Here is a 19,362-nt window from a genome sequence, read left to right on the forward strand (position 1 = left end):
AGTGGCGGCGCATCAGTGCGCCTCGCGGGCGGCGGGGGAGGACGCGAGGTACGCGATCGCCTGCGTCGTCGAGCCTTCCTGCTTCGGGTGGTAGGCGGGGTGGAAGTACCGCAGGAACGCCCGGAAGATCTCCGACAGCTTCGGCAGCAACCCGCGCCGCCCGGCCCGCATCGACTCGCGCCAGGTCAGCCGCACCTTCGTGGTCCGGTCCGCGCGCACCATGAACCGCGCGCCGCGCACCCACAGCCCGAACAGCACCGGCGCGACCAGCAGCATCGTCCGCGCGCGCCGCACGTACCGGCGGTCGAGGTGGCACATCAGGTCGTACGCGACGCTGCGGTGCTCGACCTCCTCGGCTGCGTGCCAGCGCAGCAGGTCCAGCATCACCGGGTGGATGCCGGCCCGGTCGAGCGCGTCGGCGTTCAGCATCCAGTCGCCCAGGTAGGCCGTGAAGTGCTCGACGGCGGCGACGATCGCGACCCGTTCGATCAACTGCTCGCGCGCCTGCTCGGGGTTCAGGCCCGGCTTGGGGCCGAGGATGCGCTGGAACACGTGCTCCATCTGCCGCGTGAACGGCCGCGGGTCCAGCCCGTTGGCGAGCAGGTGGTCGAGGACCTCGCTGTGCGCCTCGGCGTGCATCGCCTCCTGCCCGATGAACCCGAGCACGTCCTCGCGCAGCGTGTCGTCGGTGATCAGCGGCACCACCTGCTGGAACGTCCGCACGAACCACCGCTCGCCCTCGGGCAGCAGCAGGTGCAGGACGTTCATGACGTGCGTGGCCACCGGCTCGTCCGGGACCCAGTGCATCGGCAGGCTCGACCAGTCGAACCGCACGTCACGTGGCTGCAGAACGAGGTTGTCCGGCTCCATCGCAGTACCTCCACCGACTCTGCGCCAATTACTACGCCTGCGTAGCTTTGTGAAAGCTACGCCACCGTAGCAATATGGTCCCGTGAACACAACGCGTCGCAAGTACGCCCGCCGCCTGCCACCCGAGCAGCGTCGCGAGCAACTGCTGGACGCCGCGCTGAGCCTCATCCCGGCCGGGTTCGACACCGTCACGATGGAGTCGGTCGCGAAGCACGCCGAGGTCACCAAGCCCGTGCTCTACGACCTGTTCGCCAACCGCGGCGAGCTCATCAGCGCCCTGCTCGAACGCGAGGCGGGCCGCGCCACCGAACAGGTCCTCGCCGCCCTGCCGACCGACTTCGCCACCAGGTCCCCCGATGACGCCTTCGCCGACGCCGTCCGTGTCTTCGTGACGGCCGTGGTCGAGGCCCCCGACCGCTGGCGCCTGGTCCTCCTACCGCCCGAGGGGACCCCTCACGAGTTCCGCGCGCAGGTGGAACTCGTCCGCGCGGGCGTCCTCGCCCAGATCGAGGACCTGGCCGCCCTGGGCCTGAAGGAACTCGGCCGCCTGGACGACCTCGACGCGGCCCTGCTCGGCCACGCGATGCTCGCCCTCGCCGAGATGTCCGGCCGCCTGGTCCTCACCGACCCGGAAAAGTTCACACCCGACCGGCTGGCGGCCTTCGTCACCCGGATCGCCCACGGCCTGCGCTGAGCACGGCCCGCATGTGGAGCAGCGCCTCCCGGTCGCCCATCCCCGGCGCGTCCGTGACCAGCCCCTTGACGAGCTTCTCCGCCGCCATCGCCCCGAAGACACCCGCGTGCCTCAGGTACCCGAGCACCCGAGCCGCCTCGTCCGGCAGGCTGCCACGGGTGATCGCGATGAACTCCACCGCCACCACGCTCGCCGCCACCACGTTGCCGGTCTCCAGCAACTCGTCGACGTGCGCCCCGAGCAGCTCGAACGCCCCGTCGAGATCCCCGCGCCGGAACGCCCGCCGCGCCTGTGTGGTCTTGTTGGCCGACAACGTGCCCGGCGGCAACTCGACCTCGGCGGCCTCGTCGAAGAACGCGTCGGGCTCCCGTCCCTGGAACATCGCGCTGTACCCGAGCGTCTGCAACGCCCAGTGCAGCAGCGTGGGCGGCCCGGACTCCCGATACCGCACGGCCAGCGCCGCGACCCGCTGATCGACGTGCCTGAACTGCCCGGCCCCCAGCAACGTGCCCGAGGGCATCATCTCCAGGAACCCCCGCAGGTGCGGCTCCGGCACCGACTCCACCGCGGCCGGCAGACACGCCGCCAGCCCGGCGCCGTCCCCGGCCGCGTAGGCCCGCGCATACCGGCTCAGCGGGTGGTCCGGCGCCTCCGGCAGTGCGGCGGGCCGGGAACTCTGAACGTTCCGCTCGGCCACCCACACCAGCCAGAAACCGTCTGACCCGGCGAGCGGTTCGGCCCAGTCGCCGATTTCCCGGCGCCCCCGCAGCGGCAACTCGGTCACCACCGGCCGCACCAACGCCTCCGCGAGCCGCACGTCCCGGCACTCGAACGCCCACTGCACCGCCGCCCGCAGGTTCGGCCACAGCTCCGCGAGCCGGCCCACTCCCTCGGCCTCGTCGTGCCCGCCCAGCAACTCACCGACGCGCACAACCTGCCGCAGGCACCACGAAGCATGCGCGGCCAACGCCGGTTCACGGTCGCCCAGCAATGAAGAACCGAACTGCCGCAACGGCTCCAGCATCCGGAACCGCCGCCCGAACGGTCCATCGTGGACGGACAGCATCGAACGCTCGACCAGGTCCCCGAGCAGCTGATCGTCGGCCGCGTCGAGGTCGAACGGTGCCGCGAACACCGACAGCCGGCAGAACACCTCCCGCTCGGCCGCCGACAGCAGGTCGTACGACCACTGGATCGCCGACCGCACCGTCCGATGCCGCGCCGAGCCCGTGCGCCGCACCCCGATGTCCAGCCGGGTCAGCAACTCGGCGGGCCGATGGCTCCGCACCCGCGCCGCCGCCAGCTCGATCGCCAGCGGAATCCCGTCCAGCAGCCGGCAAAGCTCGCGAACCGCGGAGTCACCCACGTACGAAGGATCAGCAGCGCGCGCACGGACGTCGAACAGCTCGACACCCGCGGCCTCGTCCAGCGACGAAACCACGACAACGCGTTCGTCGGCCACCGAAAGCCGTTCGCGTGAAGTGGCCAGAACCTGCACCGACCCGCACACCGCGGCGGCGAAGTCGGCCGCACCGTCCAGCACGTGCTCGCAGTTGTCCAGCACCAGCAACGAAGGCCGCGCCGCCACCACCGCCCCGGCCACGGAAAGCCCGGGCCGCTCCACGATTCCGAGCGCGTCCGCGACGGCCCGCGGCACGTCGTCCGAAGACGTGATCTCCGCCAGCGACACGAAAGCCCCGCCCAGCACCGAAGCCAGCCGCGTCTTGCCGATTCCACCCGGACCGACGAGCGTCACCACCGGCGCGGCCCGCAACGCCTCCGCCACGCGGGCGAGATCGGCGTCCCGGCCGATCAGCACGGGACCGGGCACCGGAGCGTGCGCGAGCACCTGCTGCTCGGCCGCGCGCAACGCGGGCCCCGGCTCCACCCCGAGCTCGTTCACGAGATGCTGCCGAACCCGTTGGTACACCGCGAGAGCGTCGGCCTGCCGTCCGGTCCGATAGAGCGCGGTCATCAACAACGCGGCAAGGCCCTCACGCGTCGGATGCTCGGACACGAACGACGACAGCTCGCCAACAACGGCGCCGGGCTCGGCCGCCACGCGCCGAGAGAAGTCCTTCTCGACCGCGCCCAGCCATTCCTCGGTCAGAGCAACGACAGCCGCGTCCAGTTCCGGCGCCGTCAACCCCGCCAGCGGCACACCGCCCCAAGCCGCGACGGCAGCCGAGAAGTCCCCGGCACGCACAAGGTCCAGAAAGTGCGAGACATCAGTGGTCACATCGAGCCGATAAGCCGCACCGACCCGTGCGATCGCATCAGCTCCGAGAGACTTCCGCAGCTGCGCGATGTGCCACTGCAGTGCCTTCGGGGCGGTGGCAGGCGGCGCGTCACCCCACACCAGGTCGATCAGCCGGGACACCGGCAACGGCGTCCCGGGGGAGAGCGCGAGGGCTGCCAGCACGACCTGCGACCTGGGTGAACCGATGTCGATCGGCTCATCGTCGTCGGTGGTGGCACGGACACCACCGAACACACCGATCCGCACCGGCGAATTCTCACACACCACGCGCACACCAGCCGCACACCGCCGAGAGCCAGTCTCTGCGCCATGACAGCACGTGTTGTTGGATCCCTCTTCATCACCGCGACGGCCGCAGGCGTGGTCAGCGTGGCCACCCAGGGCACCGCCAGAGGCGCGATGGTGTTCGTCATGGCCGTGGCCATCACGTTCATCGCGCCGGCGTTGTTCCCCGTCCTCCAACGCCACGGCGAAGGCATGGCGATGGGCTACGTCGTCGCCAGGACGCTCGAGGTCGTCTTCCTGATGTCCGCCGTGGCACCGATTGCGCGCGTTCACGTCGACGAGGTGTGGGGCCACGCCAGCGCGATCTACTTCTGCGCCGGCGCGGTGCTCCTCAACGTCCTGCTCTTCAGGTCCAGGCTCGTGCCGAGGTGGATCTCCGTGTGGGCCCTTGTGGCCGTGGTGCCCTATCTGGCCGGCGCCGTGCTCGTGCTGTTCGGCGTGCTCTCGCAGACGCAGGCCGGAGCGCTCTTCGTGCCGCTGGCGCTGAACGAGATGGTGCTGGCCGTCTGGCTGCTCACGCGCGGACTGTCATCCCCGTCCGGTCCGGACGTGCGTGAGCACCGCCAACCCGGTCGGGTCGAGGCTCAGTGACGCGTCGCAGCCCGGTAGCAACGCCCGGATGGCGCGGTCGTCGCGTTCGACCACCGACCAGTCCATGAGGTGCTCGAGCGTCCACTTGAACGGGTTGCCGGGCTTGATGCTGGAGAAGTAGAACGTGCCACCGGGACGGCAGAGCCTGGTCAGCACGGCCTCGGTGAGTCGCACGGCCGCGCGGTCGTTGAGGTAGTCGTACAGGCCGTTGACCAGCACGAGGTCGAACGGGCCGAGTTCGGCGAGCTTCGGCAGCGCGCGGAACACGTTGCCCGGGACCGCGGTCGTGAACTCGTTGAGCAGCCCGAGCCGCTTCTGGGCCAGTTCCAGCGCGTCCGGGTCGACGTCGGTGAGCACGAACCTGTCACCGGGCCGCACGATGCCCGGCGGGATGAGCCGCAGGTCGGGTGCGGCACCGGCGGCGATCACCAGCACCGAGCGGGGACCGTTGCGCGGGGCGGTGAGCACGTCGCTGATCAGCCGGGCCTGGTGCATCACCCGGTTGCGCTGCTGCTGGGTGATCGCCGTGCTCTGCAGGTGCGTCTCGACGTGCCAGCCCAGCGTGCCGGCCGGGGCCTCGTTCGCCTGCGCCATGACGTGCTCGACCAGCCGGAAGTCGCTGGGGTAACCGCGCGCCCACTCGTTCTCGTCGCGCATGAAGGGTGAGCGCGCACATGCGGACCGCGCGGGCTGCACGATCGCGGCGATGTCCTCGTCCGGGATGCCCGCCAGCACGCTCGTGCCGATCTGCGCGCCGAGCGTGCGCAACCGGCCTCCGACCAGCATGTGCGCCGACGGGTCGGTGAGGTTGAACTCCCGCTCGCTGCGCAGGAAGCCGTCGACGGCGTCGCTGAGCCGGTGCAGGGCGTCAGTGGTGTGCGGGAGCACGGTCATCAACACTTCCTCGGTGCGGCAACGGTTCCAGAGCTTGTCAGGCGGAGCGGCTGATCAACAGGGTCTTTCGGGTAATACGGTGAAAACCCTGCTCCGGTTCGCACCCGGCCGGGTGGTTCCGGAGCTCAGCGGCTCGCGGCGACGACGGCGTCCGCGATCGCCTGGTGACCGGCGGGAGTCGGGTGCACGTCGGTCTCGTCGCAGTAGTGGGTGAGCGTGCACACCTCCGCGACCGAGGCCGGGATCTGGCCGTACCTCGGGTCCTCGGTCAGGTCGGTCAGCGCGCCGTAGCCGCCGGTCGTCCCGGTGACGTCGACGAACTTCGCGCCGAACTTCGCGTACTCCGCCGCGATCTCGCCGTTGAAGTCCTCGTACAGCGCGACCGACGTGCGCGCGAGGTCCTCGCCGTTCGGGAACGCGGGGTTCACCCAGGCGCCGAGGAACACGTCCGGGTAGCTCAGCCCGACGATCTTCACGTCCGGCGCCACCTCGCGGAACCGGGTGAGCGCGGCGGCGATGTTGGTCCTGGTGCCGACGAGCGCCGCGGTCGCGCACTCCATCGGGTCCTGGGCGATCGCGCACGGTTCCAGCAGGTCGTTGCTGCCGATCACCATCGTGACCAGGTCGACCCGGCCGGACCGCAGCGCGTCGACGGTCAGCTCGACCTGGGTCCTGCCGCCGGCCTCCGGCTCGCACGCCTCGGAGAGCAGGTCGGCGGAGGTGGCGCCGTTGCAGGCGACGTTGACCAGGCCGAGACCGGACTGCCTCGCGACGATCCCGGCGAAGCTGTCACCGGTGCCGTTCGGGCCGAACCCGGTGGCGTAGGAGTCGCCGAGCGACACGTACAGCCGTTGTCCCTCCGATGCCGGGACGCTCTGGGCAGGTGACTCCGGGGCACACGCGGCGAGCACCAGCGCGGCGGCGACCACCAGGGGGAACGTTCGCACGGTCGTGATCAACGCCCCGCGGCGGCGACGGCCTCCGCGATCGCCTGATGACCGGCGGGAGTCGGGTGCACGTCGGTGCGATCGCAGAAGTAGGTGAGCGTGCACACCTTGGCCACGGAGGCCGGGATCTGGCCGTACTTCGGGTCCTGGGTCAGCTCGGTCAGCGCGCCGTAGCCGCCGGTCGAGCTCGTGACGTCGGCGAACTTCGCCCCGAACCGGCCGTACTGGGCCGCGATCCTGGTGTTGAAGTCCTGGAACATCGTGACCGACAGCCGGGCGAGGTTCTTGCCGTTGGGGAACGACGGGTTCACCCACGCGCCGAGGAACACGTCCGGGTACGTCAGCCCGACGATCTTCACGTCCGGCGCGGCCTCGCGCAGCTCGGTGAGGGTGCCGGCGACGTTGGTCTGGATGTCCGCGACGGTCCTCGTCGCGCACTCCAGCGGCTCCTGCGACAGCGCGCACGGCGCCAGGTCGTTGCCGCCGATCACCATCGTGACCAGGCCGGTCTTCTTGCCGCGCAACGCCTCCACGGCGGCGTCGAGCTGGGTCTTGCCGCCCCCGTCGGGCCCGCAGGCGGGTTTGGTGGCGAGGTCCGCGGACGTGGCGCCGTTGCAGGCCAGGTTGATCAGTTTGAGGTTCGACTGCCTGGCCACGATCTGCGCGAAGCTCTCGGTGGTGCCGCCGGGGCCGAAGCCCGTCGCGTAGGAGTCGCCGATCGACAGGTGGACCTGCTGCTCGTCCGGCGGCCGCGTGCTGCTCGGCGCGGGCACCGGGGTGGAGGCGGGCGGCGTCGCGGTGCACGCTCCCAGAACCACCAGCAGAGCCAACACCGGGGGCACGACCAGCGCGAACCTCGGCACACCCACTCCTGTCCATCGGAAGCTGATGTGCCGAGGCTACGAGATCGCCCGTGAGGGTTCTGTCAGCGGAAGGCCCGCAACCGCAGGCTGTTGCTCACCACGAACACCGACGAGAACGCCATCGCCGCGCCCGCGATCATCGGGTTGAGCAGCCCGAACGCCGCCAGCGGCAGTGCGGCGACGTTGTACGCGAACGCCCAGAACAGGTTGCCCTTGATCGTGGTGAGCGTGCGCCGTGCCAGCCGGATGGCGTCGACGGCCGCCCGCAGGTCACCCCGGACCAGCGTGAGATCGCCGGCCTCGATGGCGACGTCCGTGCCGGTGCCCATGGCCAGGCCCAAGTCGGCCTGGGCGAGCGCGGCGGCGTCGTTCACACCGTCGCCGACCATCGCCACGACCCGGCCCTCGTCCTGCAGGCGTTTCACGACGTCGACCTTGCCGGCCGGCAGCACCTCGGCGACGACCTCGTCGATGCCCACCTCGGCCGCCACCGACTCCGCCGCGGCCCTGTTGTCGCCGGTCAGGAGCACTGGACGCAGCCCGAGTTCGCGCAGGTCCTCGATGGCCTTTTTCGACGTGGGCTTCACCGTGTCCGCGACGACCAGCACGCCACGGGCCTTGCCGTCCCACGCGACCAGCACCGCGGTGCGCCCCTGCTGTTCGGCGGCCTCCTTGGCCTCGGTGAGCCGCGGGTCGAGCTTGATGCTCCAGTCGCTGAGCAGGCTCTCCCGGCCCACGAGCACGGCGTGAGCGTTCACGACTCCCTGTACGCCGAGCCCCTCGACGTTCTGGAAGTCCTCCACGGCCGGGACGTCGCCTGCCGCCTTCACGACGGCCTTCGCGATCGGGTGTTCGGACGCGCTCTCCAGGGCACCGGCGAGCTCCAGGACGTCCTGCTCGGTTTCGCCCTCGGCGGTGTGCACGCTGACCAGGCTCATCTGGCCCGTCGTGACGGTCCCGGTCTTGTCGAGCACCACGGTGTCGACGCGGCGGGTGGACTCCAGCACCTCCGGACCCTTGATCAGGATGCCGAGCTGGGCGCCGCGGCCGGTGCCGACGAGCAACGCGGTCGGTGTCGCGAGCCCCAGCGCGCACGGGCAGGCGATGATCAGCACCGCCACCGCGGCCGTGAACGCCGCCCCGGCACCGCCGCCGGTGCCCAGCCAGAAGCCCAGCGTGCCCACGGCGAGCGCGATCACGATCGGCACGAACACCGCGGAGACGCGGTCCGCCAGGCGTTGCACCTCGGCTTTGCCGTTCTGCGCCTCTTCCACGAGCTTCGCCATCTGAGCCAACTGGGTGTCCGCCCCGATCCGCGTGGCCCGCACCACCAGACGCCCGCCCGCGTTGACCGTGGCGCCGATGAGCGCGTCACCGGGGCGCACCTCGACCGGGACCGACTCGCCGGTGAGCATGCTCGCGTCGACCGCGGAGCTGCCTTCCTCGATCACGCCGTCCGTGGCGATCTTCTCGCCCGGCCTCACCACGAAACGGTCGCCGATCTTCAGCTCGTCGGTGGGGATGCGGACTTCGCGGCCGTTCCTGATGACCGCGACCTCCTTGGCGCCGAGTTCGAGCAGCGCCTGCAACGCCGCTCCCGCACGCCGCTTCGAGCGTGCCTCGAAGTACCTGCCCGCCAGGATGAACGTGGTGACGCCCGCAGCCACCTCGAGGTAGATGTTGCCGGTGCCGGCCGACCTCTCGACGGCGAACGTGAACCCGTGGGTCATGCCCGGGATGCCGGCCGTGCCCAGGAACAGGGCGTAGAGCGACCACAGAAACGCCGAGCCGACGCCGATCGAGATCAGCGTGTCCATGGTGGCGGCGCCGTGTTTGAGGTTCGTCCACGCCGCCTTGTGGAACGGCCACGCCGCGTAGGTGACCACCGGTCCGGCCAGCGCCAGGGACAGCCACTGCCAGTAGGTGAACTGCAGGGCCGGGATCATGGCCAGGGCGACGACCGGTATCGAGAGGGTGGTCGAGGTGATCAGCCGCTCTCGCAGCGTCTTCGACGGATCCGGTTCGGAGTGCTCGGTCGTCGTGGTGGGGAGTTCCGCGGTGTAGCCGGTGTCCTCGACGACCTTCACCAGGTCCGCCGGGGTCAGGTCCGTCGTGTAGCTGACCTTCGCTTTCTCGGTCGCGTAGTTCACCGACGCTTCCACGCCGTCCAGCTTGTTGAGCTTGCGTTCGATCCTCGCCGCGCAGGAAGCGCAGGTCATGCCGCCGATCGAGAGCTCGATGGTGTCAGTGGCCATGACCGACCTCCTCGTGGGTGGTGAGCGTGAACTCGGCTGTGCGGACCTCGTCCTGGTGCCGGAAGTCCAGGAACAGGCGGTACTTTCCCGGTGTGGGGACCTCGACCGCGAACTTCACCTGGTCGCCGGCCTCCGGGTGCACGTGCAGGTAGGCCAGGTCCGAGGTGCGCAGCGCCACCAGGTGGCCCTTGGCGCCCAGGTAGTCCTGCAGGTCTGTCACCGGGGTGCCGTTCCTGGTGATCTCCGCGGTGACCGTCGACGCGGAGTTCGCGGTCAGGTCGCCCTTGAGGGTCACCTCGTAGTCGTCGACTGTGAACTTGCGGTTGTCCTGGTAGGTCTGCGGGCGGTAGTCGCCTGGGTGGTGGATGTCCGCGCCCAGGGTGGTTTTCTTGCCGTTCTCCGGGGTGAAGTCGGCGAAGACCCGGTAGGTACCGGCTTCCGGGAGGGTGGTCGGGATCGACCAGGTGCCGTCCTGGGCCATGTCCGGGTGGACGTGCTGGAAGTTCTTGCCGTCTCTGCGGACCAGGATCAGGTGTAGACGTTTCTCGTGGTCCACTTCGAACTTCGTCACCGGGGTGCCGGTGTGGTCTTCGATTTGGAAGGAGAGGCGGCTGTTCTCGTTCAGGCGGAGGGTGTAGCCGTTGGCCGATGTGGACAGTCCTGGTGGGACATCCGGTTGGGCTGTTTTGTGTTCGCCGGTTGGTGGAGCTTCGCCGTGTGCTGGCTTTTCGTTGTTCGGCGGAGCGTCGCCGTGTGCTGGTTCGTCGCTGTGTGCCGGCTTTTCGTTGTGTGCTGGGGTGTCGCTCTGCGTTGCCTGGGGTGTTTGCGGGGTTGCCGACCCTGCTGCCCAGGTACCGCCGAAGATCACGGCTAGCGTTGTGGCGTAGAGAGCTACCTTGTAGCCGGTTCTCATGGCCTTCTCCCTCGTGGGTTAGGAGCGGACCAGGCGGGCGATGGCGTTGCTCGCTTCCTCGATCTTCTCGGTCGCGGTGGTGCCGCCCTCGGTCATCGCCTGGCTCACGCAGTGCTTGAGGTGCTCTTCGAGCAGCCCCAGTGAGACCGCCTGCAACGCCCTGGTGGCCGCGGAGATCTGGGTGAGCACGTCTATGCAGTACTCGTCGTTCTCGATCATCCGTTGCAGGCCGCGGACCTGGCCTTCGATTCTGCGCAGGCGGCGGTGGTGGGCGGCTTTTGTGGGGGCGTAGCCGGGCATGTCTCGCTCCTTCTCCTGCCATCGCTCGGCCGGGTGGTGATGCCGGGGGTGCGGTGGCTTGGTGCCAGTTATACCCTAGGGGGGTATGGGTATGTCAAAGGGTGGTGGCCTTGCGGTCCGCTGACTCTGCGGGTGGTCACCTGTGCGATCCGCGACTTTGCGGGTGGTCGCCTTGCTAGTGGCGGGTCGCTGCTGCGTGCTTTCCCTGGGGGCGCTGCCCCCAGACCCCCGGCAATCTGATCAGGGGGCCCGCGCCGCCCGTAGGTAGATGGCACGCCTGTTGCTTAGGGCGGCTGCCTGTTGCTTTGAGAGTTGCGTTGGCGGTGGGGTCCCATCACGAGCCGAGCCAAGAGCGGGCCACATGCCTGGAGGGGTGTCAACTCGACAAAAAGCGCGTCGAGTTGACACCCCTCCAGGCATGCAGCAAGAGCTATGGCGCGACTCGTGATGGGACCCCACCGCCTGGACCGCTTGCGAAAGACAAAGACGGACGGCTCGCCTGCGGCATCGCGGCTGTTGGCGTCAGGATCGCGTAAAGATCACCCGGACGTGCCCGGCGTCTTGGTTGGGGTGCGGTTATCTTGCGGGCAGTTGCGGTTTAGGGGGTTGTTGTGGCTGGTTCGCAGGGGTCTGAAGTGGTCTCTCGGGCGAAGCTCGGTCGTGACACCGTTCGGCTTGCTGTTGTTGTCGGGGCTCTTGGGGTTGTGTTCGGGGACATTGGTACGAGCCCCATTTATACGATCCAGACGGTGTTCAACCCCGCTGATCCGCATCCTGTGCCGGTCAGTGTGGACAACGTTTATGGTGTTGTTTCGTTGATCTTTTGGTCTGTCATGATCGTTGTGACCGTCACCTACGTGTTGTTGGCCATGCGGGTCGACAACGATGGTGAGGGCGGGATCATGGCCCTGATCACGTTGTTGCGGCGGTGGAAGGCCAAGCAGGGGCGTAAGGCGGCCGCCACCTTGGCTGCTTTGGGGGTGTTCGGGGCTGCCCTGTTCTTTGGCGACAGCATGATCACGCCTGCTATCTCGGTTTTGTCCGCTGTTGAGGGGCTCAAGGTTGTCGAGCCTGAGCTCGAGCGGTTTGTTGTGCCGATCACCGCTGTGATCATCGTTGGGTTGTTCCTGGTGCAGCGGCGGGGGAGTGGGGTGGTCGGGCGGTTCTTCGGGCCCGTGATGATCCTCTGGTTCGCTGTCATCGGGGTGGCTGGGATTGGTGGGATCGCTGGGCATCCGGAGATCTTGAAGGCGTTGTCGCCTGCTTACGCTGTTGGGTTTTTGGTCGGGAACTTCGGTGTTGCGTTCTTTGCCTTGGCTGCTGTGGTGTTGGCGGTGACCGGTGCTGAGGCGCTGTACGCGGACATGGGGCATTTTGGGCGGCCCGCGATTGCTCGTGGGTGGTTGTTCCTCGTGTTTCCGGCCTGTGTGTTGAGTTACATGGGGCAAGGGGCGCTGATCCTGGACGATCCGGCCAACGTCAGCGGGCCGTTCTTCCTGCTTGTGCCCGAGTGGGGGCGGTGGCCCGTGGTGGTGCTGGCCACCGCGGCTACCGTGATCGCTTCGCAGGCCGTGATCACTGGGGCCTACTCGGTGGCGTCGCAGGCCGCGCAGCTCGGGTACCTGCCTCGGTTGCGGATCGCGCACACGTCCGAGTCGACCATCGGGCAGATCTACGTGCCCTGGATCAACTGGGTGTTGCTGGTCTCTGTGTTGACGTTGGTGTTCGCGTTTCAGACGTCGGCGGCGCTGGCTTTCGCCTTCGGGATGGCTGTTACCGGGACCATCACGATCACGACGACCCTGTTTCTGTTCATCGCGCGGGTTCGGTTCAAGGCGCCTGGGTGGGCTGTCGGGCTCGGGTGCGTTGTGTTGCTGGGGGTGGATCTTCTCTTCCTGGCGGCCAACATGACCAAGTTGTTGCACGGTGCGTGGTTGCCGTTGTTGATCGGGTTGACCGCGTTCACGGTGATGACCACCTGGCAGCGTGGGCGGGCGATCGTGACGAAGGCTCGGCGGGAGGCTGAGGGGTCGTTGCAGGCGTTCGTCGAGGAGTTGCATTCGCGGCGGCTTGCTCGGGTGCCTGGGTGTGCGGTGTTCCTGAACCGGGGTAAGGAGACTGCGCCGCTTGCGTTGCGGGCGAACGTGGAGCACAACCACGTGTTGCACGAGCGGGTGGTGATCGTGTCGATCGAGACCGAGCCGGTGCCTCGGGTGGCCGAGGAGCGGCGGGTCGAGGTGGACAGGCTCGGGTTCGCTGACGACGGGATCATCCACGTGTGTGCCCGGTTCGGGTACGTGGAGACGCCTGATGTGCCTGCGGCGCTGGCGTTGGTGGATCCGGAGATGGCGGAAGGCGGGCTCGACCTCGAGCAGGCCCGGTACTTCCTGTCGAAGATCGAGTTGCGGCGCGGGCGGTCGCGGACGATGGCCGGGTGGCGCAAGCGGTTGTTCGTGGCCACGTCCTACATCACGGCGGACGCTGCCGAGCACTTCGGATTGCCCCGAGAGCGAACAGTCATCATGGGCGCCCACATCGATGTTTAGGTGGGGCATGACTGATCTCTACCTGAACCTCGAACCTTCGACCGAGAGCCCTGTCGTCGTGCTGGTGACGGGGAGTCCTGGCGCCGGCAAGAGCACGCTCGCCGAAGGGGTGGGCAAGCGGTTGCGGGCGCCGGTCTTCTCGTTGGACTGGGTGATGGGGGCGCTCGTGCTGGCGCGGGCTGTCACCGACGAGAACGCCTTCGACGTCGTCGACCTGCAGCTCAGGGCTTTGGTCGCGCGGCAGGTCCAACTGGGGATCGACGTCGTCGTGGACACCAGCGGGCACACGGTCGAGGAGCGGGCTCGGTGGCGTGAGCTCACCGAGCGGCTCGGGGGTGTGTTCGTCGGCGTTGAGTGCGTCTGCTCGGACGCGGTGCTGCACCGGTCCCGCGTCGAGGGGCGTGACCGGGGGATTCCTGGTTGGCACGCAACGGTTCCGTGGGTGCACGTGCAACGCATGCAGGGGCTGTGGGAGGCGTGGAGCGACGAGCACCTGGTGCTCGACTCCGCTGCCGAGACGCCGGCCGGGTCGGTGGAGAAGGTGCTCGAGGTGGTGCGGGGTCTGCGGTCAACAGGGGAGACCGCAGACCCCGTGATCGTGGGCCGCTAAGCGCTTTCGGCCGCCGCGGCACGGCCCGCCGCGCGCCCGGAGAACAGGCAGCCGCCCAGGAAGGTGCCCTCCAGCGCGCGGTAGCCGTGCACGCCGCCGCCGCCGAAACCGGACACCTCGCCCGCCGCGTACAGGCCGCGGATCGGCTGGCCGTTCGAGCCGAGGACCCGGCCCTGCAGGTCGGTCTGCAGGCCGCCGAGCGTCTTGCGGGTCAGGATGTTCATCCTGATCGCGATCAGCGGGCCGGACCCGGAGTCGAGCAGCTTGTGCAACCCGGCCGTGCGGGCGAGGCTGTCGCCGCTGTACGCCAGCGAGTTGCGGATGCCCATCACCTGGACGTCCTTGGAGAACGGGTTGTCGACCTGCTGGTCGCGGATGGTGATCTGGCGCCGCAGATCGTCCAGGTTGATCAGGTTCGTGCCGGTCAGCGCGTTCATCCCGGCCACGAGGTCCGGCAGGTTGTTCTTGATGACGAAGTCGACACCCTTGTCCATGAACGCCTTCACCGGCGGCGGGGTGCTGTTGAAGATCCGCATCGCGATGTAGGCGGCGAGGTCCTTGCGGGTGATCTCCGGGTTCTGCTCGGAGCCGGAGAGCACGAACTCCTTGTCGATGATCTTCTTGTTGAGCACGAACCACGAGTAGTCGTACCCCGACTTGCCGATCAGCTCCAGCGTGCCGAGCGTGTCCAGCGACGGGATGCCGGGGTTCGGGAAGCGCTTTCCTCGCGCGTCGAGCCACAGCGACGACGGCGCGGCCAGCACGCGGATGCCGTGGTCCGGCCAGATCGGGGTGTGGTTGATCATGCCCTCGGTGTAGTGCCACATGCGGTCGCGGTTGACCAGACGGCCGCCGGCCAGTTCGGTGATCGCCAGCATCCGGCCGTCGACGTGCGCGGGGACACCGGTGACGAGCCGCTGGGGAGCCGGGCCGAGGCGGGCGGGCCAGTTGCGGCGCACCAGGTCGTGGTTGGCGCCGATGCCGCCCGAGGTGACGATGACCATCGGCGCGTACAGCTCGAAGTCGCCGACCTTGGTGCGGGAGCTGCGGGTGCCGCGCGCGGCGTTGCTGGGCTCCAGGAGGCTGCCGCGCACGCCGGTGACGGCGCCGTTGCTGGTGATCAGGCCGTCGACCTGGTGGCGGAACTTGAAGGTGACCTTGCCGTCGCGGACGCCCTCACGCGTCTTCTTCTCGAACGGCTCCATGACGCCGGGGCCCGTGCCCATCGTCATGTGGAAGCGCGGCACCGAGTTGCCGGGCCCGTCCGCGAGCTGCCCGCCGCGTTCGGCCCAGCCGACGATCGGCACCCAGCGCACACCGAGCCCGTAGAGCCAGTCGCGCTTCTCGCCGGCGGCGAAGTTCAGGTACGCCTCGGCCCACTTGGCGGCCCAGTAGTCCTCGCCGAGCGGGTCGTTCACCCCGCGGTCGAACCCGGCGGTGTTGAACCAGTCGGCGCGGGCCAGTTCCAGCGAGTCCTTGATGCCCGCGGTCCGCTGCTCCTGGGAGTTGACGAAGAACAACCCGCCGAGCGACCAGAAGGCCTGTCCACCCAGGCTGGCCTCGGGTTCCTGGTCCAGCAGCAGGACCTTGCGGCCCGCCGCGGCCAGTTCGGAGGTCGCCACGAGCCCCGCCAGGCCGTGCCCGACGACGATCACGTCCGCGTCGACTCTCGGCGCCGCTCCGGCGACTGCCTGCCCCAGGGTCCCGCCCGCGGCGATCGCTCCGATCGCGCCGCTCGCGGCAAGGAGGGTGCGGCGGCTCATGTTCCGGTCTGACATCCCAGGGCCTTCCTCGTTGAAGGGTGGAGCCAACGCGAATTACTCTCGCGTAAAGCAACTAACCAGTAACCGGAGAGCGGGGGATAGGGTCCCGCCACCAAACGGCGACGGCTGTGTTGTGGCCGTCACACAACGTGGGGTTTGCGGAGGCGACGTGCCGGGTATGTCCGCGATGGTCCGTGAGGTGCTCCAGGCCGTCGCCGCCGATGACAAGGTGGTCGGACGGGTCGTCGACGCCGCTCGCGGCAACTCGCCCGAGGTGGCCCGGCTTCCCGCGGAGGAGAACCGCCGGCACATCGCGTTCCTGCTGTCCGAGGGGATCGCGCACCTCGAACGCGGCGGCTCGCCCGACGACGGCGACTTCTCCGCCGCCCTGTCGCTGGGAGCCGACCGCGCCGCGCAGGGCGTGTCGATGGCGGGGCTGTTGCGCGGGGTGCACGCCGGGCGCACCGAGTTGATCAGGGCGAGCGTCGAACTCGCGCGGTCGCTGGGGGTCGACGACGGCACGATCCTCGACTTCATGATCGACCTGGACCACTACGTCGGCGCGGTCGAGCGGAACATCGTCAGCGGCTATCACACGGCCGAACTGCAGCTGTCCCGCACGGCCCGTGATCTGAACGCCCAGGTGCTGCGACGACTGCTGGTGTCCGGTGACTTCCCGGACGCGTCCGAACTCGCGCGCGCGAGCCTGCGTCCCGACGGTCGCTACCACTGCGTGGTGTCCGCGGTGACCGACCCGAGTCACGCTCGAACGCTGGAGCAGCGGCTGCACACGTTCGGCGGCGTGTACGGGCTGGTCGAGGGACGGCTGGCGGGGCTCACGCACGTGCCGCCGTCGTGGTCGGACGACCTGCTCGTGGTGTCGCCGGCGACCGCGCTGAAGTCGTTGCGGGGGACGTACTCGATGTGCACGCAGGCCCTGGCGGCCGCGGGAGCGTCGCTGGGCGTGCAGCTTCTCACCGACCTCGCTGGTGAGACCGCTCTCGCGGCCTACCCCGGGCTCGCGGCGACGCTCGCCGACTCGTTGCTCGGCCAACTGGACCAGAAGAGCACGTTCCACCACGAGATGGTGGTGACGGCGTTGTGCTACCTCGACAACGGCGGACGGCTCAGCGCGACGGCCTCGGCGCTGCATATCCACGCGAACACCGTGCGGTACCGGCTCGACCGGCTGGTGGAGCTGACCGACGCCGACCTCGGCGAGAACCCGCGCGCGGGACGGTCACACGTGCTGACGACGCTGCACACCTGGTGGGCGCTGCGGTCGTGGATCGACCGCAGCGCCCGGTAGTCACTAGAGGCGGTAGAAGTTCTTGTAGTGGTCGGGCGAGAAGTAGACCGTGCCGGCGGTGCGGTCGACGATGATCCGGTACGCGTCCCGGGACGCGTTGCAGGCACGCGGATAGACGTCGAACTCCAGGTAGCTGTGGCCGGCCGGGAGCTGGCCCTCGCGGTTCTGGTGCACGCCGCCCGCGAAGTTGCACTGGCCGTTGGGCCAGCTGTTCCAGCCACGCGAACTCGGGTAGCTCTTCGACTTCCACGTGCTGTTGGCGGAACGGGCCGCGTCGCAACGCGACTGCGTGCAGGAGTTGTAGACGGCGGCGTCGGCCGCGGGGGCGACGGCCGTGGTCACGCCGAGCACGGACGCGACGACGGCGAGAGCGGCGAACAGGCGACGTGTCCGGTGCGGTAGCAGGGAGTGCACTTCAGACCTCCATCGGCAGGGAACGAGGTACGTCGTGATCCTTTCGGTCGAGCACCACGAGCTGATGAACGGCAGGGAACCATCCGCGCAACTGTGGCCACCCCACGCTCGCACATCCGGAGGCTCCGCGCGGGCCACACCTCCGAAAGCCCGAGTTGATCAACTCCGAACAGCGGATTGCGGACGCTGCCTCCGGCGATAGATTTGTCCAATGGCAGCACGGAAGCACTTGTTGGTGCTGTTGACCTTGCTCGTGGCCGGGTGCACGGCCTCGCACGACGGCAGGCCCGTCCCCGCGTCGAACCCCTCTTCTCCTGACGCCGCAGCGAAAGAGCCGTCCACAAAGGTGCGCACCGTTGTGGACGGCCGCACCGTCGAGCTGGCCGACGGCACGCGTGCCCGCATCTCACTGCTGGCCGAACCGTCGGCCTGCACGGCCGCCGCCGCTCTCGACTTCGCCACGAAGACCTTGCAGGACAAGGAGGTGCGGGTGAGCAGCATCACGCCCGGCGAGGTCTCGCTGGCGCTGCCCGACGGCACCGACTACGCCCTGCTGGCGGTCCAGTACGGCATCCTGCGCACCACCGGTGTGGACGGTGGCCCGCTGGTCGAGGCGGAAAGCAAGGCGTCGAAGGCGAAACTCGGCCTCTGGGCCCAAGGGGACTGTCCGGCGTCGACCGCGCCACCCCCTCCGCAGGAGCCCGCCCCGACCTGTGTCGTGGTCTACCGGGTCACCAACCAGTGGGCCGGCGCGTTCCAGGCCGACGTGACCGTGCGCAACGTCAGCGGCGCGCTGGTCGAGGGCTGGACGGTGCGCTGGCGGTTCGCGGACGGCGAGACCGTGACGCAACTGTGGAACGGGACGGTGTCCCAGTCCGGCGCGGAGGTGAGCGTCGCCAACGCGGGTTACAACGCGCTGATCGTCAAGGACGGCTCGGTGACGTTCGGGTTCAACGGCTCCGCCAACGGTCCCACGTCGCCGCCGGGCTCGTTCAGCGTGAACGGAGCCGCCTGCACGACGGGTTAGTGCTGCTGCCACCAGTCGGTGACGATGCGGGCGTACTCGTCCGCGTTCTCCTCCCACACGAAGTGCCCGGCGTCCACGACGTCGAGCCTGCTGTTCGGCAACCGCTGGTGCAGGTGCTCGGCGTTGGAGACCGGCACCACCGAGTCGCGCTTGCCGTTGATCAGCTGGACGGGCGTGGTGATGCCCGGCAGGAGTTCGTTCAGCTCGAGCAACTCCGCCGGGTACGCGCGCACGTACGCCATCTGCTCGACGAACCGCTGGCCCTGGTAGGCGGCCAGGTAGTCCTGCCGCACCACGTCCGGCAGCTCGTAGCCCTCGATCGCGTCCATGGCGATGTTCACCACGTCCTTGGGGCCCAGTGCCCGGTACGGCGTGAGGTCCTCGTCGTGGACCCAGTCGTGCAGCGGTGCGCCCAGGTCGGTCGGGGACAGCGCGCCGCCGCTGCCGATCACGATGCTGCGGAACCGGTCCGGTGCCTTCGCCGCCGCGAACAGCACCGCGCTGGTGCCGATGTCGGGACCGACGACGTGGGGCCGGTCCAGGTCGAACGCGTCGGCGACGCGCACGACGAACTCGCCCATCCGGCTGGGGGACAACAGGTCCTCGCGCAGCTCGGAGTGCCCGAAGCCGGGCAGGTCGACCGCGATCAGGTTCGCGTGCGCGGCGAGCTTCGCCCACGTCGCGTCGTAGGCGTAGATGCTCTCGGGCCACGGGCTGAGCAGCAGCGCTGTAGGCCTGTCAGCGCTGACGGCGTAGCGGATCGACAGGCCGTCGATGGTGTGGAACCGGGGTTGGATGTCGCTCATGACATCCAATATGAC

General features: G+C 69.0%; 17 protein-coding genes. 6 read left to right on the top strand and 11 right to left on the bottom strand.

Annotation, left to right across the window (positions count from 1 at the left end; genetic code table 11):
- Positions 1 to 12: 12 nt before the first annotated feature.
- Complete coding sequence (locus PV646_RS29150) at positions 13 to 870, bottom strand: metal-dependent hydrolase (RefSeq protein WP_500345485.1); 858 nt, start codon at positions 868 to 870, stop codon at positions 13 to 15.
- A gap of 82 nt (positions 871 to 952) precedes the next feature.
- Between PV646_RS29150 and PV646_RS29155 the strand changes: the two genes are divergently transcribed.
- Positions 953 to 1,564, top strand: a complete 612-nt coding sequence (locus PV646_RS29155; RefSeq protein ID WP_500345486.1) for a TetR/AcrR family transcriptional regulator — start codon at positions 953 to 955, stop codon at positions 1,562 to 1,564.
- On the opposite strand, the gene PV646_RS29160 is transcribed toward PV646_RS29155, so the two are convergent.
- The gene (locus PV646_RS29160) at positions 1,536 to 4,070 is read right to left on the bottom strand and encodes an AfsR/SARP family transcriptional regulator (protein ID WP_500345487.1); all 2,535 of its coding nucleotides are present in this window, start codon (positions 4,068 to 4,070) and stop codon (positions 1,536 to 1,538) included. The genes PV646_RS29155 and PV646_RS29160 overlap by 29 nt on opposite strands.
- Positions 4,071 to 4,133: 63 nt before the next feature.
- Between PV646_RS29160 and PV646_RS29165 the strand changes: the two genes are divergently transcribed.
- A complete protein-coding gene (locus PV646_RS29165) occupies positions 4,134 to 4,700 on the top strand; it encodes a DUF4386 domain-containing protein (protein ID WP_500345489.1) in 567 nt (188 codons plus the stop codon).
- On the opposite strand, the gene PV646_RS29170 is transcribed toward PV646_RS29165, so the two are convergent.
- The 6 genes from PV646_RS29170 to PV646_RS29195 form a co-directional block, all read right to left on the bottom strand.
- Positions 4,638 to 5,594 (bottom strand): class I SAM-dependent methyltransferase, encoded by a 957-nt coding sequence (locus PV646_RS29170; protein WP_500345490.1) that lies wholly within the window; start codon positions 5,592 to 5,594, stop codon positions 4,638 to 4,640. The genes PV646_RS29165 and PV646_RS29170 overlap by 63 nt on opposite strands.
- A gap of 125 nt (positions 5,595 to 5,719) precedes the next feature.
- Entirely contained in the window at positions 5,720 to 6,541 is an 822-nt protein-coding gene (locus PV646_RS29175) for an SGNH/GDSL hydrolase family protein (RefSeq protein ID WP_500345491.1), read from the bottom strand.
- 8 nt (positions 6,542 to 6,549) lie between these two features.
- Entirely contained in the window at positions 6,550 to 7,404 is an 855-nt protein-coding gene (locus tag PV646_RS29180; protein WP_500345492.1) for an SGNH/GDSL hydrolase family protein, read from the bottom strand.
- A gap of 62 nt (positions 7,405 to 7,466) precedes the next feature.
- Entirely contained in the window at positions 7,467 to 9,659 is a 2,193-nt protein-coding gene (locus PV646_RS29185; RefSeq protein ID WP_500345493.1) for a heavy metal translocating P-type ATPase, read from the bottom strand.
- Positions 9,649 to 10,572 (bottom strand): DUF8832 domain-containing protein, encoded by a 924-nt coding sequence (locus PV646_RS29190; protein WP_500345494.1) that lies wholly within the window; start codon positions 10,570 to 10,572, stop codon positions 9,649 to 9,651. Before PV646_RS29190 ends, PV646_RS29185 begins: the two co-directional genes overlap by 11 nt.
- An 18-nt stretch (positions 10,573 to 10,590) precedes the next feature.
- Positions 10,591 to 10,872, bottom strand: a complete 282-nt coding sequence (locus PV646_RS29195; RefSeq protein ID WP_500345495.1) for a metal-sensitive transcriptional regulator — start codon at positions 10,870 to 10,872, stop codon at positions 10,591 to 10,593.
- Between the two features lie 635 nt (positions 10,873 to 11,507).
- Between PV646_RS29195 and PV646_RS29200 the strand changes: the two genes are divergently transcribed.
- Both PV646_RS29200 and PV646_RS29205 read left to right on the top strand, forming a co-directional pair.
- A complete protein-coding gene (locus PV646_RS29200) occupies positions 11,508 to 13,418 on the top strand; it encodes a potassium transporter Kup (RefSeq protein WP_500345860.1) in 1,911 nt (636 codons plus the stop codon).
- Between the two features lie 7 nt (positions 13,419 to 13,425).
- Positions 13,426 to 14,028 carry a P-loop nucleotide/nucleoside kinase family protein gene (locus tag PV646_RS29205; protein ID WP_500345496.1) on the top strand — a complete coding sequence of 201 codons (603 nt, stop codon included), beginning with the start codon at positions 13,426 to 13,428 and terminating at the stop codon, positions 14,026 to 14,028.
- Here PV646_RS29205 and PV646_RS29210 read toward each other — a convergent pair.
- Complete coding sequence (locus tag PV646_RS29210) at positions 14,025 to 15,806, bottom strand: FAD-binding dehydrogenase (RefSeq protein WP_500345497.1); 1,782 nt, start codon at positions 15,804 to 15,806, stop codon at positions 14,025 to 14,027. The genes PV646_RS29205 and PV646_RS29210 overlap by 4 nt on opposite strands.
- 163 nt (positions 15,807 to 15,969) lie before the next feature.
- Between PV646_RS29210 and PV646_RS29215 the strand changes: the two genes are divergently transcribed.
- Positions 15,970 to 17,100 carry an RsbRD N-terminal domain-containing protein gene (locus tag PV646_RS29215; RefSeq protein WP_500345498.1) on the top strand — a complete coding sequence of 377 codons (1,131 nt, stop codon included), beginning with the start codon at positions 15,970 to 15,972 and terminating at the stop codon, positions 17,098 to 17,100.
- A gap of 3 nt (positions 17,101 to 17,103) precedes the next feature.
- Here the strand turns inward: PV646_RS29215 and PV646_RS29220 are convergent, their stop codons facing one another.
- On the bottom strand, positions 17,104 to 17,514 hold the full coding sequence (locus PV646_RS29220) for a ribonuclease domain-containing protein (protein ID WP_500345499.1): 411 nt from the start codon (positions 17,512 to 17,514) through the stop codon (positions 17,104 to 17,106).
- Positions 17,515 to 17,725: 211 nt separating this feature from the next.
- Here PV646_RS29220 and PV646_RS29225 point away from each other — a divergent pair, with 211 nt between their 5' ends.
- Complete coding sequence (locus PV646_RS29225) at positions 17,726 to 18,541, top strand: cellulose binding domain-containing protein (RefSeq protein WP_500345500.1); 816 nt, start codon at positions 17,726 to 17,728, stop codon at positions 18,539 to 18,541.
- Here the strand turns inward: PV646_RS29225 and PV646_RS29230 are convergent.
- Positions 18,538 to 19,347: an alpha/beta fold hydrolase gene (locus tag PV646_RS29230; RefSeq protein ID WP_500345501.1), complete on the bottom strand. Its 810-nt coding sequence runs from the start codon at positions 19,345 to 19,347 to the stop codon at positions 18,538 to 18,540. The two genes, PV646_RS29225 and PV646_RS29230, sit on opposite strands and share 4 nt — an antisense overlap.
- Between the last annotated feature and the right edge of the window lie 15 nt (positions 19,348 to 19,362).

This window comes from Streptomyces sp. ID05-26A (assembly GCF_033794685.1).
GTDB lineage: Bacteria > Actinomycetota > Actinomycetes > Mycobacteriales > Pseudonocardiaceae > Lentzea.

Excerpts from the sequence above, each read along its gene's own strand:
- PV646_RS29150 (WP_500345485.1), bottom strand. The coding sequence starts at position 870 with ATGGAGCCGGACAACCTCGTTCTGCAGCCACGTGACGTGCGGTTCGAC.
- PV646_RS29165 (WP_500345489.1), top strand. The coding sequence starts at position 4,134 with ATGACAGCACGTGTTGTTGGATCCCTCTTCATCACCGCGACGGCCGCA.
- PV646_RS29170 (WP_500345490.1), bottom strand. The coding sequence starts at position 5,594 with ATGACCGTGCTCCCGCACACCACTGACGCCCTGCACCGGCTCAGCGAC.
- PV646_RS29185 (WP_500345493.1), bottom strand. The coding sequence starts at position 9,659 with ATGGCCACTGACACCATCGAGCTCTCGATCGGCGGCATGACCTGCGCT.
- PV646_RS29190 (WP_500345494.1), bottom strand. The coding sequence starts at position 10,572 with ATGAGAACCGGCTACAAGGTAGCTCTCTACGCCACAACGCTAGCCGTG.
- PV646_RS29195 (WP_500345495.1), bottom strand. The coding sequence starts at position 10,872 with ATGCCCGGCTACGCCCCCACAAAAGCCGCCCACCACCGCCGCCTGCGC.
- PV646_RS29205 (WP_500345496.1), top strand. The coding sequence starts at position 13,426 with ATGACTGATCTCTACCTGAACCTCGAACCTTCGACCGAGAGCCCTGTC.
- PV646_RS29210 (WP_500345497.1), bottom strand. The coding sequence starts at position 15,806 with ATGTCAGACCGGAACATGAGCCGCCGCACCCTCCTTGCCGCGAGCGGC.
- PV646_RS29215 (WP_500345498.1), top strand. The coding sequence starts at position 15,970 with ATGTCCGCGATGGTCCGTGAGGTGCTCCAGGCCGTCGCCGCCGATGAC.
- PV646_RS29225 (WP_500345500.1), top strand. The coding sequence starts at position 17,726 with ATGGCAGCACGGAAGCACTTGTTGGTGCTGTTGACCTTGCTCGTGGCC.
- PV646_RS29230 (WP_500345501.1), bottom strand. The coding sequence starts at position 19,347 with ATGAGCGACATCCAACCCCGGTTCCACACCATCGACGGCCTGTCGATC.